Source organism: Streptomyces kanasensis (assembly GCF_043077165.1).
In the GTDB taxonomy this organism is placed as follows: domain Bacteria; phylum Actinomycetota; class Actinomycetes; order Streptomycetales; family Streptomycetaceae; genus Streptomyces; species Streptomyces changanensis.
In genome coordinates this window covers 548640-566219 of sequence record NZ_JBIBSF010000003.1, presented here as the reverse complement: position 1 = coordinate 566219, position 17580 = coordinate 548640, and the positions used below count along the sequence as shown (strand labels likewise).

12 protein-coding genes and 1 pseudogene are annotated in these 17580 nt (G+C 75.9%); 6 read left to right on the top strand and 7 right to left on the bottom strand.

The genetic code is table 11. The features are described from left to right. Position 1: 1 nt before the first annotated feature. The 6 genes from cobM to ACF053_RS11365 all read right to left on the bottom strand — a co-directional run bounded on the left by cobM (position 2) and on the right by ACF053_RS11365 (position 6092). Positions 2-754 (bottom strand): precorrin-4 C(11)-methyltransferase, encoded by a 753-nt coding sequence (gene cobM / locus ACF053_RS11390; protein ID WP_391953638.1) that lies wholly within the window; start codon positions 752-754, stop codon positions 2-4. Beyond that, on the bottom strand, positions 751-1998 hold the full coding sequence (gene cbiE / locus ACF053_RS11385) for a precorrin-6y C5,15-methyltransferase (decarboxylating) subunit CbiE (protein ID WP_391953637.1): 1248 nt from the start codon (positions 1996-1998) through the stop codon (positions 751-753). The genes cobM and cbiE overlap by 4 nt, the downstream gene beginning before the upstream one ends. 311 nt (positions 1999-2309) lie before the next feature. Continuing rightward, the gene (locus ACF053_RS11380) at positions 2310-3404 is read right to left on the bottom strand and encodes a MerR family transcriptional regulator (protein ID WP_391953636.1); all 1095 of its coding nucleotides are present in this window, start codon (positions 3402-3404) and stop codon (positions 2310-2312) included. Between the two features lie 105 nt (positions 3405-3509). After that, complete coding sequence (locus ACF053_RS11375; RefSeq protein WP_391953635.1) at positions 3510-4385, bottom strand: ABC transporter permease; 876 nt, start codon at positions 4383-4385, stop codon at positions 3510-3512. Next, a complete protein-coding gene (locus ACF053_RS11370; protein WP_391953634.1) occupies positions 4382-5380 on the bottom strand; it encodes an ATP-binding cassette domain-containing protein in 999 nt (332 codons plus the stop codon). The genes ACF053_RS11375 and ACF053_RS11370 overlap by 4 nt, the downstream gene beginning before the upstream one ends. 301 nt (positions 5381-5681) lie before the next feature. Further along, a complete protein-coding gene (locus tag ACF053_RS11365; RefSeq protein ID WP_391953633.1) occupies positions 5682-6092 on the bottom strand; it encodes a hypothetical protein in 411 nt (136 codons plus the stop codon). Positions 6093-6352: 260 nt separating this feature from the next. On the opposite strand from ACF053_RS11365, the gene ACF053_RS11360 reads away from it, so the two are divergent. The 3 genes from ACF053_RS11360 (at position 6353) to ACF053_RS11350 (ending at position 10077) form a co-directional block, all read left to right on the top strand. After that, positions 6353-7285, top strand: coding sequence for an endonuclease/exonuclease/phosphatase family protein (locus ACF053_RS11360; protein WP_391953632.1), 933 nt, complete (start codon positions 6353-6355; stop codon positions 7283-7285). A 174-nt stretch (positions 7286-7459) separates the two neighbouring features. Continuing rightward, positions 7460-8941 (top strand): APC family permease, encoded by a 1482-nt coding sequence (locus tag ACF053_RS11355; protein ID WP_391953631.1) that lies wholly within the window; start codon positions 7460-7462, stop codon positions 8939-8941. A gap of 44 nt (positions 8942-8985) precedes the next feature. Then, positions 8986-10077: a hypothetical protein gene (locus ACF053_RS11350; RefSeq protein ID WP_391953630.1), complete on the top strand. Its 1092-nt coding sequence runs from the start codon at positions 8986-8988 to the stop codon at positions 10075-10077. Positions 10078-10366: 289 nt separating this feature from the next. Here the strand turns inward: ACF053_RS11350 and ACF053_RS11345 are convergent, their stop codons facing one another. Next, positions 10367-12430 carry a PhoX family protein gene (locus tag ACF053_RS11345; RefSeq protein ID WP_391953629.1) on the bottom strand — a complete coding sequence of 688 codons (2064 nt, stop codon included), beginning with the start codon at positions 12428-12430 and terminating at the stop codon, positions 10367-10369. A 329-nt stretch (positions 12431-12759) separates the two neighbouring features. Between ACF053_RS11345 and ACF053_RS11340 the strand changes: the two genes are divergently transcribed. The 3 genes and pseudogenes from ACF053_RS11340 to ACF053_RS11330 all read left to right on the top strand — a co-directional run. Further along, positions 12760-14382 (top strand): VWA domain-containing protein, encoded by a 1623-nt coding sequence (locus ACF053_RS11340; protein ID WP_391953628.1) that lies wholly within the window; start codon positions 12760-12762, stop codon positions 14380-14382. 257 nt (positions 14383-14639) lie between these two features. Continuing rightward, positions 14640-16250 (top strand): methionine--tRNA ligase, encoded by a 1611-nt coding sequence (gene metG / locus ACF053_RS11335; protein ID WP_391953627.1) that lies wholly within the window; start codon positions 14640-14642, stop codon positions 16248-16250. A 288-nt stretch (positions 16251-16538) separates the two neighbouring features. Further along, positions 16539-17444 (top strand): annotated as a pseudogene (locus ACF053_RS11330) (DMT family transporter); the annotation flags it as partial. Positions 17445-17580: the final 136 nt, after the last annotated feature.

The following is a 17580-nucleotide window of genomic DNA, read 5'->3' as shown; positions in this document are numbered from 1 at the left end:
CTCAGTCGCAGGTGTGCCGGTCCCGCTCCGGCGAGTACAGGTGGCTGTCCCGGAACTGCGTCGCCGCCAGCGTACGGCCCACCAGGATGACCGCCGTGCGCGTGATGCCGGCCTCCTTCGTGGCCGCCGCGATGTCGGCGAGGGTGCCGCGCAGGACCACCTCGTCGGGGCGGCTGGCCATCGCGACGACCGCGGCCGGGCAGTCCGCGCCGTAGTGCGGGGTCAGTTCGGCCACGACCCGGTCGACGTACCGGGCCGCCAGGTGCAGCACCAGCAGGGCGCCGCTGCGGCCGAGCGTCGCCAGGTCCTCGCCCTCCGGCATGGCCGTGGCCTGCTCGGCGATGCGGGTCAGGATGACCGTCTGGCCGACGGTCGGCACGGTCAGCTCCCGCTTCAGCGCCGCGGCCGCGGCGGCGAACGCCGGGACACCCGGCACCACCTCGTACGGGATGCCCGCCGCGTCCAGCCGCCGCATCTGCTCGGCGACGGCGCTGAAGACGGACGGGTCGCCCGAGTGGAGACGGGCCACGTCGTGGCCCTCCTCGTGCGCGCGGACCAGCTCGGCGGTGATGGCATCCAGGTCGAGGCGGGCCGTGTCGACGAGCCGGGCGTCCGGCGGGCACTCGGCGAGCAGCTCGCGGGGGACGAGCGACCCGGCGTACAGGCACACCCCGCAGGAGGCGAGGGTGCGGGCGCCGCGCACGGTGATGAGGTCGGCGGCGCCGGGGCCCGCACCGATGAAGTAGACGGTCATCCTGCTGTCTCCTGCTTCGTGACGGACCATTGCGTGACCGGCATGGCCTGGCGCCAGCCGGTGAAGCCGCCCACCGGGACGGCGTGCGCGACCGCGAGCCGCACCAGTTCGCCGCCGTGGCGCCGGTACCGGTCGGCGAGCAGCGCCTCCGATTCGAGGGTGACGGTGTTGGCGACCAGCCGGCCGCCCGGCCGCAGCGCCGCCCAGCAGGCGTCCAGCAGACCGGGGGCGGTCAGCCCGCCGCCGACGAACACGGCGTCGGGGGTGTCCAGTCCGGCCAGGCCGGCGGGCGCTACGGCCCGGACGACCCGCAGGCCCGGTACGCCGAGGGCGGCGGCGTTGCGGGCGATGCGGGCGGCGCGCTCGGGGTCGCGCTCGACGGTGACGGCGCGGCAGGCGGGGTGGACGCGCATCCACTCGACGCCGATGGAGCCGGAGCCGCCGCCGACGTCCCACAGCAGCTCGCCCGGCGCGGGCGCCAGCGCGGCGAGCGTCGCGGCGCGCACGTGGCGCTTGGTGAGCTGCCCGTCGTGCTCGTACGCCGTGTCGGGCAGCCCGGGTACGGCGCCGAGGCGCGGCGCGTCGGGCGCGCGGACGCAGTCGACGGCGACGACGTTCAGCGGGTCGCCCGGCGGGTGCGGCCACTCCTCGGCGGTGCCGCGCAGGACGCGTTCGCGGTCGGGGTGGCCCAGCTGCTCCAGCACGCGCAGGCGGCTGGGCCCGTACCCGCGGGCCCGCAGCAGGGCGGCCACCTCGCCCGGGGTGGCGGCGCCGGAGCTGAGCACCAGCAGGCGGCGCCCGTCGTGCAGGGCGGCGGTCAGGGTGTCGAGGGGGCGGCCGACCAGCGTGACGGTCGCGGTGTCCTCCACGGGCCAGCCGAGCCGGGCGCAGGCGTACGCGACGGACGACGGGTGCGGCAGGACGCGCAGCCGCTCCGGGCCGAGGACCTCGGCGAGGGCGCGGCCGATGCCGTGGAACATCGGGTCGCCGCTGGCCAGGACGGCGACGCGGCGGCCCGCGTGGGCCGCCAGCAGCCGCGGCACGGCGGGGCGCAGTGGTACGGGCCAGGCGACGCGCTCCGCGGCGACCTCCGCCCGCGGCAGCAGGCCGAGTTGGCGGGCGCCGCCGCCGATGACGACCTCCGCGGCGCGCAGGGCGTCGCGGGCGGGACCGGACAGCCCGGCCCAGCCGTCGGCGCCGATGCCGACGACGGTGACGGGCGGGGTGTTCTCCGGGCAGCTCACGGGCCGGAACCCTACCGGCCGGTCCGTGCGGGGTGAGCTGGCGGGGGCGCCTCCGGGCGGCCCCGCGGGGATGGCGCGGGGTACCGCGCGGGGGCGGTGGGGGGCCGCGCGGGGGCGGTGGGGGGCGCCGGGCAGATCCCGCCGGTCAGGGGCGCCGGGCAGATCCCGCGGGCCGCCGGGCAGATCCCGCGGGCGGCCGGAGCCCCGGCGCCCCTCCGCGCCGCCGGAGCCTCCGAGGCCTCCGGGGCGCCGGGGCACCGCGCGCCGCCCGGCTGCCGAAGCGAAACGGCCGGGGCACCCGCCCCCGGCCGTCAGGGCATCGTGGGCGGCAGGGCTTCGGCGACCGCGCAGGCGATGTTGTCGGGAGCGCCGGCCCGGTGGGCGAGGGCCACCAGGGTGCGGACGGCCTCCGCCGGGTCGCGGGCGGTGCTGAGGACGCGCTGGACCTCGCTCTCCGGCACCACCGCCGACAGGCCGTCCGAGCACAGCAGGTAGCGGTCCCCCGGCCGCGCCTCCTCCAGGCGCACGTCGGGAGCGCGGCCCGAGGGCTCCGCCCCGTCCAGCGCGCGCAGGAGCAGCGCGCGCTGCGGATGGGACGCCGCCTCCTCCGGGGTGAGCCGCCCGTCGTCGACCATCGCCTGCACGGCCGTGTGGTCGTGCGTGACGCGCAGGAGCCGGCCGCCCCTGAGCAGGTACGCGCGGGTGTCACCGACGTGCACCAGGGCGAGCCGGGAACCCGACCGGAGCAGGGCGGTCAGGGTCGTCCCGGACCCGTCGTGGCCGCGCAGCGCGTCGTTGGCCCGGACGACCGCGTCCTCCAGGGCGTTGAGCAGGTCACCGGCCCGGCCGGGGGCCAGGGTCTCCAGCGGACGCAGGGCGTCGATCGCGGCGGCCCCGGCGTCGGCGCCGGACGCGCCGTACCCGTCGGCGACGGCCAGCAGCCGGTCGCCGGCGTAAGCCGTGTCCTGGTTGGTCTCCCGGACCAGGCCCCGGTCTGAGAGGGCTGCGTAGCGGAAGGCGACGGGCGTGGCGGTGGAGGTCATCGTCGTGTCCTTGTCCGTCGGGGGGTCCGACAGGTGGTCCAGGAGGGAGGCGACCAGGTCGCGGCGGGCGGCGGTGTCCGCCTCGACCCGCGCCCAGTGGGCGCGGACCTCGCGGGCCGCCGCGGCCGTCTCCCGGTCGTCGTACAGGTCGCAGACCTCGCCGATCCGGTCGAGCGGCAGGCCGATCCGCCGCAGCCAGGCCACCAGCCGGGCGCGCTCCAACTGTGTGGGCGCGTAGTAGCGGTAGCCGCTGTGCGGGTCCACCCGGGCCGGGCGCAGCAGCCCCAGCTCGTCGTAGCGCCGCAGCGCCTTCGCGGACAGTCGGGAGGCGCGCGCGAACGCGCCGATGGTCAGCAATCCCACGGCCGGTCTCCTCCCCCGCCGGGCTCCCTGCCCGGCCCTGCCCACGGTGGGGCTTCCCGCGCCGGGAAGGTCAAGCGCCACCGGCCCCGCCCCCGCCCCGGCCGCCTACTTGCGGTTGTACAGGCGCATCGTCACCGCGCCGAAGACCGTGACGAACACCGCGGACCAGCCCAGGGTCCAGGCGATGTCCGCGAAGGGGCGGGCGCCCGCCATCAGTTCCCGTACCGACGTGGCCAGGTGGGTCATGGGGCTGTTGTTCACGAACGCCTGGAGCCAGCCCGGCATGGTGCGCGGGTCCACGAAGACGTTGCTGAGGAACGTCAGCGGGAAGATCACCATCATGCTGACGCCCATCACGGACTTCTCGCTCCGCAGCAGCAGCCCGAACATCGTCCAGATCCACGAGAAGGCGAACGAGAAGACCATCAGCAGCGCCACGCCCGCGAGCACCCCGGCCACCCCGCCGTCGGGCCGGTAGCCGATGAGCAGGCCCACGGAGAGCATGACCGCCGACGCGATCAGGTACCGGACCACGTCGCCCAGCAGGTAGCCGACCATCGGGGCGGGGCGCCAGATGGGCAGGGTGCGGAAGCGGTCGAAGACGCCCTTCTCGATGTCGGTGTTGACGGCGATCCCCGTGTACATGGTGATCATCACGACGCTCATCGTGAGGATGCCGGGCAGCAGGAACTGGATGTACTGGGCGACCGAGCCGGCGAGCGCGCCGCCGAAGAGGTACGTGTACATCAGCACCATCATGATCGGAAAGGCCGTCACGTCGAAGAGCTGCTCGGGCACGTGCTTGATCTTCAGCATCGCCCGCCAGCCGAAGGTGAGGGAGGCCGACAGGGCGGACGGGCGCGGTGGCCGCCGGTCCGCGCCGGTGACCAGCAGGGCGGCCAGGTCCGCGGGGCGCGGAGCGGTGACCGCCGCGTCGTCGGCCCGCTGCTTCCGGGACTTCTGCGACGTGGTCGTGCTCATGCCGACCCCTCCTTGCCCGTCAGTGCCAGGAACACCTCGTCCAGACTCGGCTGCCCCAGCGCGAAGTCGTCCACGGTGACGCCCGCCCGGGCGAGTGCGGCGAGCGCCCGTGCCGCCTGCTCGGCCGCGCCCAGCTCGCTGCGTCCGCCGTCGACCGTCGCGGTCAGCGCCACGGGGTCCGGGTCGAGCTGCGCGGTCGTGCCGAGCGCCGCCTCCAGGACCCGGACCGCCTCGTCCCGCTGCTCCGCCTCCCGGAGCCGCACGTGGACGGAGCCGGAGCCCACCGACGCCTTCAGCTCGCCCTTGGTGCCCTCCGCGATGACCCGGCCCCGGTCGATGACCGCGATGCGGGACGCCAGCTGGTCCGCCTCGTCCAGGTACTGGGTGGTGAGCAGCACCGTCGTCCCCTGGGCGACGACGGCCCGCACGATGTCCCAGACCTGGTTGCGGGAGCGGGGGTCGAGGCCGGTCGTCGGCTCGTCGAGGAAGAGCAGGTCGGGGGTGTTCAGGATGGACGCGGCGATGTCGATGCGGCGCCGCATGCCGCCCGAGTAGTGCTTCACCTGCCGTGCCGCCGCGTCCGCCAGCCCGAACGCCTCCAGCAGCTGCGCGGAGCGGTCGCGGGCGGCGGTCCGGCCGTGGCCGAGGAGCCGGCCGAGGAGGACGAGGTTCTCCGTGCCGGTCAGGTCCTCGTCCACGGAGGCGTACTGGCCGGTGAGGCTGACCCGGCCGCGGACGGCGTCGGCGTCGCGCACCACGTCCCGGCCGAAGACCCGGGCCTCGCCGCCGTCGGGGCGGAGCAGGGTGGCGAGGACCTTCACGGCGGTCGTCTTGCCGGCGCCGTTCGGCCCGAGCACCCCGTAGACCGTGCCGGCGGGCACGCGCAGGTCGACGCCGTCGACGGCCCGGGTGGCGCCGAACACCTTGACCAGGCCGTGCGTCTCGACCGCCAGGTCGGGGACGGCCGGGCCGGGGCCGGCGGGGTGTGGGGTCATGGCGGGGTCCTCCGGTGTGTTCCGGGGCCTTCCGGGGTTCGGCCGGAGCGACGGTGCGGCCGGGCAGCGGCGCGGCCGGGCAGCGGTGCCGCGGCGCGCCGCCGGTGCCGGTGGTGCGCCGCCCGCCGCCCGCGGTGCGCGGTGTGACGGCACTCCCCCAGTGTCCGGCCGTCACCCGCACGGCGCCATGCGGCGCGCGTGCGGGTACGGGCGGCCCGTGACCGGCGGTGACCGGCGGGGCGGGCTGCGTTACCGTGGCCGCAGGCGTCCGCGCGGGCGGGTGCGCGGCCGATCCGCGGGGTCACTCATGGGTGTAGAACACGTAGAACGCCGCGCAGAAGACGGCCGCGCCGACGAGCAGGCCGAGCACGGCGCTCGCCAGGAGCGTGCCGCCGGAGGCGCTGTACAGGAAGCCGACGCCGATCCCGCCCAGCGCCCCGTACGCCAGGCCGCGCGTCTCCCGGGGCAGCGAGCCCTGGGCCCGCGCGAGCCCGAGGCACAGCACGCCGAACACCACGGCGCAGACCAGCCCGAACAGGACGTCGCCCCAGTCGGTCGGGCCGTCGCGCCGGTGGAGGAAGCCCGCGTACAGGCCGTAGACGACGGCGAGGGCGGCGGGCAGGGCCCGGCGCAGGGGGTGCCGGTCCGCCGTACGGCCCGGCGGGCGGGGCCGTGAACGACGGTGGCGAGCGGGTGCCGCGTGTGCGCCCATGGTCGGGCTCCTTCCGACGGGTGTCCCGACGGGTCCTGCGGCGCGCGGGCCGGTGGACCCGCTTCCCAGGGCACACCCGGGCGGGGGAACCGGCAAGTGGATCAGCGGGCCGGCGGTGGGCTCCGGCGGGGAGACCCGCGCGGGGGACGGCGGCCCGGCGGCCCCTCCCGGCGTGGGGGGCGGCAGGGGGACCGGCGGGCCGCCGGGCGGCGTGGGGGCCGGCAGGGGGACCGGCGGGCCGCAGGGCGGCGTGGGGGGCCGTGGTGCTGCTCGTCGCGCCCACCGTGACCTGCGCCGCCCGGCTGCTGGACACCGACGCCGTCACGCCCGTGCCGCAACTGCTGTCGCTGCTGCCGTGGCTGGGCGCCCCGGCGGCCGCTGCGCTGCTGCTGGCGCCCGCCGCGCGGGGACGTGCCCGGCCGGCCCTGGCGGCATGGGCGGCGGGGGTGGTCGCCGCGGCGGTCTGGTCCGCCCTGCCGTACGGGCCCGCCACGACCGCCGCGCGCGGCCCCGCCGCCGCGGCGGTGCGGGTGCTGACGGCGAACGTCGAGTACGGCGACGCGGTACCCGCGCTCGTCGACGCGGCCCGGCGCGAACGGCCCGACCTGCTCTTCGTCCAGGAGTGCGACCCGGTCTGCGCGGACGCGCTCTCCGCCGCGCTGGCCGACCGGCTGCCGCACCGGGCGGGGGCGGCGCGGGAGGGCGCCGCCGGATCTGCGGTGTTCAGCGCGTTCCCCCTGACGGGCCCGGACGTCCTGCCCGGCACGGCCCTCGGCATGCCCGGCGCGACCACCCGGGTCGGCGGGGTGGCGGTACGGCTCCGGCTCGCGCACCCGGTGCCGCCCGTACCGGGCCTGGTCGGGGAGTGGCGGCGGGAGCTGGGGCTGCTGCGGGACGAGGCGGCGGCGCGGCGGGGCACGCCCGCGGTCGTCGCGGGGGACTTCAACGCGGCGCAGGACCACGCGGCGTTCCGGGCCGTGCTGCGGGCGGGCGGGCTGCACGACGCGGCCCGGCTGGCCGGCCGGGCGCGTACCCCGTCGTGGCCCGCGGACCTGCCCGTACCGCCCTGGACGCAGATCGACCACGTGCTGGTCAGCGGGGACTTCGCGGTGCGCGGCGCCCGCTTCCTCGACCTGCCCGGCAGCGACCACCGGGCCCTGGTCGTGGACGCCGTGCTGCACCGGGACGGGTGAGCGGCACGCGCGGGCCCGGCGTCCGGACCCGGCGCCCGCCGGGCCCGCGCACCGCGCGGGCGCGCCGTCCGAGACCCGAGGGCCGGGGAGCGGGGTGGAGCGACGGGTTCCACGCAGGGGTCTACGATGCGGCTGTCCCTGCGCCATCTCCCCTGCCAGTCAAGGACGTTCGGCATGCGCAACACTTCCGGCAGAGGGCTTCGACCCAATGTGCTGGGCACGTTCGACACCGTCGTCATGGCGGTCGCGGGCAGTGCCCCGGCCTACTCGCTGGCCGCCACGACCGCCGTCCTCGTCGGCGCCGTCGGGTTCGCCGCGCCCGCCGCGCTGCTGTACTGCGCACTGCCCATGCTGGGCATCGTGCTGGCCTTCGGGCGGCTCGGCCGGCTCGACGTGAACGCGGGCGCCGCCTACTCCTGGGTGGGGCGGGCGCTGCACCCGTTCCTCGGCTTCCTGTGCGGGTGGGCGCTGGTGGTGTCCACGACGCTGTTCATGGTGGCGGGGTCGCTGCCCGCCGGGGCGCTGACGCTGTCGCTGTTCGACCCGGCGCTGGCCCACGACACCTGGCTCGCGACGGCGGTGGGCGCCGGCTGGTTCCTGGTGATGCTGCTGGTCGTCCTCGGCGGGGCCCGGCTGACCGTGCGGGCCCAGATGGTCATCACCGGGGTGGAGCTGCTGATCCTGGTGCTGTTCGTCCTCGGGGCCGTGGTGCGCGGGGGCGCGGCCGCCGCGTTCGACTGGTCGTGGTTCGGTTTCGGTCACTTCGACGGGGTGTCCGGCTTCGCGTCGGGCGCGCTGATCGCCGCGTTCTCGTACTGGGGCTGGGACGTCACCAGCAACCTCAGCGAGGAGACCCGCGACAGCCGGCGGACGGCCGGGTTCGCCGCGCTCGTCGGGGTCGGCGTGGTCTTCCTGCTCTTCGAGGCGTTCACGGTCGCCGTGAACGTCGTCCTGTCCGCGGAGGAGGTCACCGCGCGCGGCGCCGCCGACACCGTCTCCCTGCTCGGGGACGCGATATGGCCCGGGGTCGGCGGGAAGCTGCTCGTCGTGGCGGTGATGCTGTCGACGGTGGCGACGCTGGAGACGACGCTGATCCAGGTGTCCCGGACGCTGTTCGCGATGGGCCGGGACCGGACCGTGCCGGCCGCGTTCGGCGCGGTGCACCGCCGGTGGAACACCCCGTGGGTGGCGATCTGCGTCGTCGGGGCCGTCGCGCTGGCGCTCTTCGTCGCGGCGAACGCGCTCGGTTCGGTGGGCGACATCCTCTCGGGCGCCGTCAGCGCGATGGGGCTGCAGATCGCGTTCTACTACGGCCTGGCCGGGCTCGCCGCCGTCGTCGCCTACCGCAGGCTGCTGCTGTCGTCGGTGCGGGAGTTCCTGCTGGGCGGGGTGTGGCCGCTGCTGGGCTCGGTGTTCATGCTGTGGATCTTCGTCGAGTCGCTGACGGAGCTGTCCGGCGCGTCCGTCGTGATCGGCCTCGGCGGCCTCGCGGCAGGTCTCATTCCGATGACCTGGTACTGGCGGCGGGGCAGTTCGTACTACCGTCCGGCGAAGCTGGACGCGGTACGGACGCTCGCCGGGGCGGAGGGACGCCACCCGGACGTGCCGCGGCAGCACCGGCCGGACGCCGACGAGCCGTTGGCGACCGACTTCTGACCACGACCGACCACGCGAGGACCACGCGACCGGGGGGAGAAGGCATGGCCGCACGCCACCGCGCCACCGGAGGGGAGCGCCCGGACAGGACCGGCCGCGGCGGGCACGCCCGGCACGGCCGCACCGGCAGACGCGTCGGGCTCATCGGCCGCGCGTCGCGCGCCGCGCGCGACGGACGGTTCGTCCCGGACCTCGACCCGTACTTCGGGGACGCGGCCCTCGGCGACGTGCGGCACGACCTCGTCATCGGCCGCTGGCAGGGCGTCCGCGACCTGCTGCGGGAGACCGGCGACAACTGGCCGCTGCGCACCCACCGCGTCCGGCTGCTCGCCCACGCCGCGGCCGGCACCTCGGCCGTCGAGGGGTGGTGGGCGGCCGAGCCGGACAACCCGGACGCGGCGGTCCTGCGGGCCGCGACCGAGGTGGTCCGGGTCTTCGACGCGGCGATCGCGGCGGGCCGCGGCACCCCCGTGGACCGGGGCCGGGTGGACGCGGCCGTCCACACCTGCCTGGCCGCGGCGGACGCCCGCCCCGTCGACCCGATGCCGTGGGTGTCGCTGCTGACGGTGGCCCGGCTGTACGAGGGCGGTGTCGGCCGGGCGGAGCTGCGCCGCTGGTGGGACGAGCTGCGCCGGCGCGACCCGCACAACACCGAGGGCCACGTGCAGCTGCTGCGCTACTGGTCGGCCCGGTGGCACGGCACGCACGGCTCGATGTACGACTTCGCGCGGGACGCGGCGGGCGCGGCGCCGCCCGGCTGCCCGCTGCCGGTGCTGGTGCAGATCGCACGCGTCGAGGAGTACCGGTACGTCGTCGACGGCGAGCTGGGGCGGGGCCGCGGGCCGGGCTCGGTGCGCGGCTTCGACCAGCACTGGAAGCACGAGCTGGCCGTCACGGAGGTGCGCCGCACCTGGGAGCGGTGGATCGGTGACCGGGCGCCGGGCCCGGTCCGCCCCGAGGAGGTGGAGCTCCTCAACTACCTGACGCACGCCGCGTGCTACGCGGGCCGCCTGGAGGTGGCGGGGGATCTGTTCCGGCTGCTGGGTCCGCGGGTGTCGCGGTCCCCGTGGTCGTACACGGGCGACCCGGCCGAGCAGTTCACGAGGTGGCGCGCACAGGTCCGCGCCACCCCGTGAAGCCACCCCGCCGCCCGTCGGGCCGGCCCGCGTGGGGCCGGGCCCGTGGGGCCGGGCGGCCCGTGGGCTCCCCGGCCACCGGGCCGCCCCGGAACCCGCCGGGGCCACCGGCGCCCGCCGCCGGGGCCCGCCCCCGCGCGCCCGCGCCCGCTGCCGGGGGTCACGGGCGCGGCACCCCGGTGGGCCGGGCGTGGGCGCGGGCGGTCCTGCGGGTCAGACGCCGATCGGGCGGGCGCGGGCGGTCCTGCGGGTCAGACGCCGATCGGGCGGGCGCGGGCGGTCCTGCGGGTCAGACGCCGATCGGGCGGCCGTCCTCGCGGTAGACCACGACGACCGACGGGCGGACGATCCGGCCCGGTCCGTCGGGCCAGGTGGAGGCGGGCTTCTCGACGCTCGCGCCGTCGACCTCGCCCGGGTGCTGGACCGCGACCAGCACGCGGCGGTTCTGGATGATCGGACCGCACGTCTCCGCGCCGGTCGGCACGGTCAGGAACTGCTTCAGCTCCCCGCGCCGCTCGCCGTGGGTGGCGACGCCGAACAGGCCGTCGTGGGAGCCGAGGGCGTTGCCGTCGGTGGAGATCCACAGGTTGCCGTGCGGGTCGAAGGCGACGTTGTCGGGGCAGGAGATCGGCGACACCTTCTCCTTCGGGTAGCCCGCGAAGTACGTGGCCGGGTCGTCCGGGTCGCCCGCGACGAGGAACAGGCGCCAGGCGAAGCCGTCGGAGGCCGGGTCGTCCCAGTGCTCGGCGAGCTCCAGGACCTGGCCGTGCTTGTTGAGGTTCCGCGGGTTCGCCTCGTCAGCGCCGGGCTGGCCGGGCTTGCCGCGGTTGGAGTTGTTGGTGAGGGCCACGTACACGCGGCCGGTGCGCGGGGAGGGCTCGACGTCCTCGGGGCGGTCCATCTTCGTCGCGCCGACCTTGTCGCCGGCGAGGCGCGTGAAGACGTACACCTCGTCGGCGGTCATCCCGGGCACGTGCGAGACGTTCCCGGTGGCGAGCGGGATCCACTGGCCGCTGCCGTCGAACTCGCCGTCGTTCGGGAGCCGGCCGGTGCCGTCGACGTCCTGCGGGCTGTCACCGGTCAGCTTGGCGACGTACAGGGTGCCCTCGTCGAGGAGGGTGAGGTTGTGCTCGCGGGCCCGGCGGGAGTCGCCCTTCATCATCCGCTTCGACGAGACGAACTTGTAGAAGTAGTCGAAGCGCTCGTCGTCGCCCATGTAGACGACGGGGCGGCCGTCGGCGGTCAGGCGCGGCTGCGCGGCCTCGTGCTTGAAGCGGCCGAGCGCGGTCCGCTTGCGCGGCGTGGAGTCCGGGTCGTACGGGTCGAGTTCGACGACCCAACCGAAGCGGTGCGACTCGTTCGGCTCCTGCCCGGCGTCGAAGCGCCTGTCGAACCGCTCCCACTTGCGCTCGGTGGCGCCGGAGCCGAGGCCGTACCGCTTGTCGGTCGCGGAGGAGCCGTTGGCGAAGTACTGGTTGAAGTTCTCCTCGCCGTGCAGGGTCGTGCCCCACGGGGTGGTGCCCCCCGCACAGTTGTTGAGGGTGCCGAGGACCCTGCGGCCCGTGGGGTCGGCGGACGTCCGCAGCAGCGGGCTGCCGGCGGCCGGGCCCGTCATCTCGAAGACGCTGGTCGCGGTGAGGCGGCGGTTCAGCGGGTGCCGCCGGACCGGGGTGAGCCGCCCGGTGCGGTGCTCCTCCTGCACGACGACGACCGACAGGCCGTGCGCGGCCCAGGCGATCTCGACCTGCTCGCGGGTGGGGTTCTGCGGGTCGTACCCGCGGAACATCAGCACCTCGTCGGTGTACTCGTGGTTCGCGACGAGCACCTGGCGGCCCGGCTCGCCCCGCAGCGGCAGCAGCGACAGGAAGTCGTTGTTGTACCCGAACTGGCCCGCCTGCGCCCGCGCGGTCTGCCGCTCCGGGTCGAAGGCGGGCGCGCCGCGCAGAATCGGTTCGCCCCAGCGGATGACGACCTCGTGCGTGTACCCGTTCGGCACGGTGACCCGGTCGGCCGTGTTGGGCGCGACGGGCGTGAAGCGCAGGCCGCGCGCCCCGAGCGCCTTGCCGGCGGTCGGGGCGGCGGAGCCGGCCGCGGTACCGGGCGCGGCGTGCGCCCCGGGGGCGGCCGCGCCGAGCACGGCGCCGCCCGCGGCGGTCGCGACGGTCACCGCGGCGGCGGCGCGCATCATCGAACGGCGGGAGAGCGCGCGGGCGATGACGTCACCGGCGTACTCGTTGTCGCTGGTGTTCGGCACCTCGTGGAAGCAGGCGTCGCCGCAGCGGTAGCGGCAGGTGAGGGCGGACCGCCCACCGGCGTGCGGGGTGGTGGTGAGCAACGGCAGCAGCTTGCGCACGATGTTCCTCCTTCGGCGCGCACCGCGCCGACGTGCTGTCGGGATGTCGTTCGCCGCGACGTTAGACACGCCCTCGTGCAGGGCGGAGGCGTCGGCGTGAACGGGCGATGAACGCGGGGCGTCCGGGGCGGGGTTGGGGGCCGGGCCGATCGCGGGGCCGACGCCCGGGTGGACGGCGGGTTGACGGCCGGATCGACGGCCGGGGAGGACCCCGTTCCGCGCCACTCCGGGCGGCTAACCTTACGTGTCCGCCCTGGCCAGGGATGATTCCTACGGAACCCCAGCAGTACGGACATATACAGCACCCAATATGCGAAAGGCCATGGCCCATGGGCATTCGGAGCTTGCTGCGCAAGGTGTTCGGACGCGACCGCGCGGAGCGTGACGAGTCGACGACCACCCCCTCCGTCCCGCCCCAGGCGGAACGCACGGTGCCCCAGGACGAGCCGGCGGCGGTGGCGACGGTGCCGTCCCCCGCGGCCCCGTCCCCCGCGGAGCGCGCGGAGGACGCGCCGTCCCCCGAGCAGACCGCCGCTGCGCTCGTGGCCGCGTCGTTCGACGCCCCGGCGCCCCGCCAGGCCACGGTGCCGGCGGCACGGGCGGAGTCCGCGGACGCTCCCGCGGAGGACGTCACGGCTCGGAGCGACGCGCCGGAGGCCGGCGCGGACGCGGACGCCGCCGCTCGGACGGGCGACGACGAGGGCGCCGCGCCCGACGGCGGCGAGGACGCCCCGAAGACCGACGCCCCGGCCGCCGAGACGGACGCCGACGAGGACGCCGCCACTCGGGAGGAGCCCCCCACTCGGGAGGGCGCCACCCAGGCCGCCGCGCCCGACGGCGGCGAGGACGCCCCGAAGACCGACGCCCCGGCCGCCGAGGACACTCCCGCGCCGGAGGCCGACGCCCAGGACAGCGCCGCCCGGGGAGCCGACACCACGGACGCCGCGACCGACAGCGGCGAGGACGCCCCGCAGATCGACGAGCACGCCGCCACTCCGGAGGACGCCGCCACCCCGGACACCGCGACCGACGACGGCCAGGACGCCCCGAAGACCGACGCACCGGACGCCGAGAAGGGCGCCGACGAGGACGCCCCCGCCCCGGACGCCACGACCGACAGCGACGAGGACGCCGCGAAGGCCGATGCGCCGGTCGCCGAGGACGTTGCCGAGGACACCTCCGCGCCGGCCGCCGACGCGCCCGACGGCTCCGCCCAGGGAGCCGACGCTTCGGCGACCGAAGGGGCCGGAGACGCCGCGGGTGCCGGTGCTCCCTCCGGCTCCGGGAAGGCGGCCGTGTCGCTCGCCCGGGTGAAGTCGCGGGCGCCGGAGAGCGTCGTCGAGGCGTACAAGGCCGCCGGCGCCGTGCTGCGCAAGCGCGGGCTCGTCGGGGCGCGGGCGACCGTGTACCTGGTGCTCGACCGGTCCGGGTCGATGCGGCCGTACTACAAGGACGGCAGCGCCCAGCGCCTCGCCGAGCAGGCGCTCGCCCTCGCCGCGCACCTCGACGAGGACGCGACGGTACCGGTGGTGTTCTTCTCCACCGAGGTCGACGGCACCGGCGAGATCGGCCTCGACGCGGTCGAGGGCCGTATCGAGGAGCTGCACGGCGCCCTCGGCCGGATGGGCCGGACCAACTACGACCGGGCCATCAAGCAGGTCGTCGACCACCACGCGGAGACCGGCGCCGACCGGCCCGCGCTGGTCCTGTTCCAGACCGACGGCGCCCCCGAGTCGAAGACCGCCGCGACCCAGGCGCTCGCCGACGCGGCGGCCACCGGGCGGCCGGTGTTCTGGCAGTTCGTGGCGTTCGGCGACGAGGACGGCAAGGCGTTCGACTACCTGCGCAAGCTCGACGTCGACAACGCCGCGTTCTTCCACGCGGGCCCCGACCCGCGCGAGGTGCCGCACGCCCGCTTCTACCGCGAGGCCCTCGCCGCCTGGTCGGTCTGACGCGGCTCCGCCGGCGCGGGGGCCGGGTCCGGGTGACGGACCGGGCCCCCGCCGAGGCCGTCGGGCACGGCGCGCACCGTGCCGCCGCGCGCCTCCGCGACGGACCGCACGCGGGACGGGACGAGCCCCGCGGGCGGACCCGCCCGCCCGCGGCCCCGCGCCCGGAACGCCCCGCGCCCGGGACACCCCGCGTCCCCGCGGCGGGGCGGCGGAATCGGAGGCGGGGGGTGGTTCGGGCGCCCGTTAGGATTTCGACCATGGCGGCCACTGGATCCGAGAAGCAGGGGGCGAAGGCGTTCTACGTCACGACCCCCATCTACTACGTCAACGACGCTCCTCACCTGGGCCACGCCTACACGACCGTCGCAGGCGACGTGCTCACGCGCTGGCACCGTCAGCGCGGCGAGAAGGTGTGGTACCTCACCGGCACGGACGAGCACGGTCAGAAGATCATGCGCACGGCCGACGCGAACGGGGTCACCCCGCAGGAGTGGTGCGACAAGCTCGTCGAGGAGGCGTGGAAGCCCCTCTGGGAGCACCTGGACATCGCGAACGACGACTTCATCCGCACCACGGAGAAGCGGCACACGGACCGCGTCCAGGAGTTCGTGCAGGACCTGTACGACAAGGGCGAGATCTACAAGGGCGGCTACGAGGGCCCGTACTGCGTGGGCTGCGAGGAGTACAAGCTCCCCGGCGACCTGATCGACGGCGAGCAGGGCGTGAAGCTCTGCCCCGTCCACAAGAAGCCGGTGGAGATCCTCAAGGAGGAGAACTACTTCTTCAAGCTGAGCGAGTACGGCCCCAAGCTGCTGGAGTTCTACGAGGCGAACCCGGACTTCATCCAGCCCGAGTCGGCCCGCAACGAGGTCGTGAACTTCGTGAAGCAGGGCCTCCAGGACCTGTCGATCTCCCGGTCGACGTTCGACTGGGGCATCCCGATCCCGTGGGACGACAAGCACGTCATCTACGTGTGGGTCGACGCTCTCCTGAACTACGCCACGGCCGTCGGCTACGGCTCCAACCAGGCCAAGTTCGACGAGACGTTCCCCGCGAACGTGCACCTGGTCGGCAAGGACATCCTCCGCTTCCACGCCGTGATCTGGCCCGCGATGCTGATGGCGCAGGGCCTGCCCGTCCCCGGCAGGGTCGCGGCCAACGGCTGGCTGATGGTCGGCGGCGAGAAGATGTCGAAGTCGAACCTGACCGGCATCAAGCCGCAGGACCTGACCTCGCACTTCGGCGTGGACGCCTACCGCTGGTACTTCCTGCGGGCCATCGCCTTCGGCAGTGACGGCTCGTTCTCCTGGGAGGACTTCACCGCCCGGTACACCTCCGAGCTGGCCAACGACTACGGCAACCTCGCCTCGCGCCTGGCGGCGATGGTCGGCAAGTACTTCGACGGCGCCCTGCCGGAGGCCACGGCCGCCGGTGACGCCGAGCAGGCCGTCCGGGACGGGCTGGAGAAGGCCGTCGCCGAGGCGGACCGCAAGATCGGCGAGGAGCTGGACTTCCAGGGCGGCATCCTGGCGGTCTTCGACTTCGTGAAGCAGGTCAACGGCTACATCACGGAGCAGGAGCCCTGGAAGGTCGCGAAGGACGACTGCCCGGAGGGCCGGGCCCGCCTCGCCACGATCCTGTACACGGCGGCCGAGGCGCTGCGCGCCGTGGCCGTCCTGCTCAACCCGGTCATGCCGGACACCTCGCAGAAGCTGTGGGAGTCCCTGGGCGCCGAGCCCGCGCTGGGCGCCCTCGCGGACCAGCGGGTGCAGGACGCCGCCACGTGGGGCCGGCTCCCCGTGGGCGCGACGGTGACGAAGGGCGCGGTGCTGTTCCCGCGCCTGGAGGAGCCGAAGAAGACGGCCTGACGCCGCCGGTCCGCTCGGATCCCGTCCGAAGACCGCCGCCTCCCGCACCGGGGGCGGCGGTCTTCGGCGTTCGCGCCCCGGGGGCGGTGGTGTGCGGCGTGGGCGCCACTGGGGCGGGGTCCTCGGCCGCGTGGGTGGACCGGGGCGATCCGTGGTGGGCCGCCCACGCCCCCGAACGGGTGTTCCCCCGCTGCCACTACGCTGTGCGGGCCCGTCGACGCCGCCGGGCGACGACCGCACCGCGTGCGGCGGGACCGTACCCCCGCCCGAACCGTGCCGAGGAGCCCCATGACCGCCGTCCCCGCCCCCGTCGCCCGCCGCGCCTGGCTGACCGACCTGCCCGTCCTGCTCGTCGCGGTGGCGTGGGGCTCCAGCTACCTCGCCGCGAAGGGCATCACCACCGCGCAGACCGTGCTCGGGGTGCTGGTGCTGCGGTTCGCCGTGGTGCTGCCCGCGCTGGTCGCCGCCGGGTGGCGGGGGCTGCGCTCGCTCACCACCGCCCAGGTGCGGGGCGCGGCGCTGCTGGGGGCGATCCTCGCGGGGATCTTCCTGCTGGAGACGTACGGGCTCGTGCACACGTCCGCGACCAACGCCGGGCTGATCATCAGCCTGACCATGATCTTCACGCCGATCGCCGAGAGCCGGGTCCGTGGCACGCGACTGCCCGGGGCGTTCACGGCGGCGGCCGGCCTGTCGGTGCTCGGTGTGGTGCTGCTGACGCAGGGCGCGGGTTTCAGCGCACCGTCCGGCGGCGACCTGCTGGTGCTGGCGGCGGCCGTGGCCCGTACGGTCCACGTGCTGGCCATGGCGCGCCTGCGGTCGGTGCGGGGCGCGGACGCCCTGTCGCTGACGACCGTGCAGCTCGGCGCGGCGACGCTGGTGTTCGCGGTGCTGACGCCGGTGGCCGGGGCGGACGGCACGCCGTGGGCGGTGGCGGCGGGCTTCGGCGCCGCCGAGTGGCTGGGGCTGCTGTACCTGTCGGTGTGCTGCACGCTCTTCGCGTTCTTCGTGCAGATGTGGGCGGTCCGGCGCACCTCCCCGTCGCGGGTGAGCCTCCTGCTGGGCACCGAGCCGGTGTGGGCGGCCGTGGCGGGCATCGCCCTGGCGGGTGACCGGCCGGGGTGGCCGGGCCTCGTGGGCGTGACGCTCGTCCTGTGCGGCACGGCGTGGGGCCGTACCGCCGCCGACCGCGCCACGGCCCCGCCCGCACCCGCACCTCCCGCGGTGACCGTACCGGGGCCGGCGCAGGCGCCAGGGCCGGTGCCGGTGCCGTCGCCCGCGGCCACGCCCGCCCTCGCCCTCGCGACCGCCCCCGTACCGGTGCCCGCGT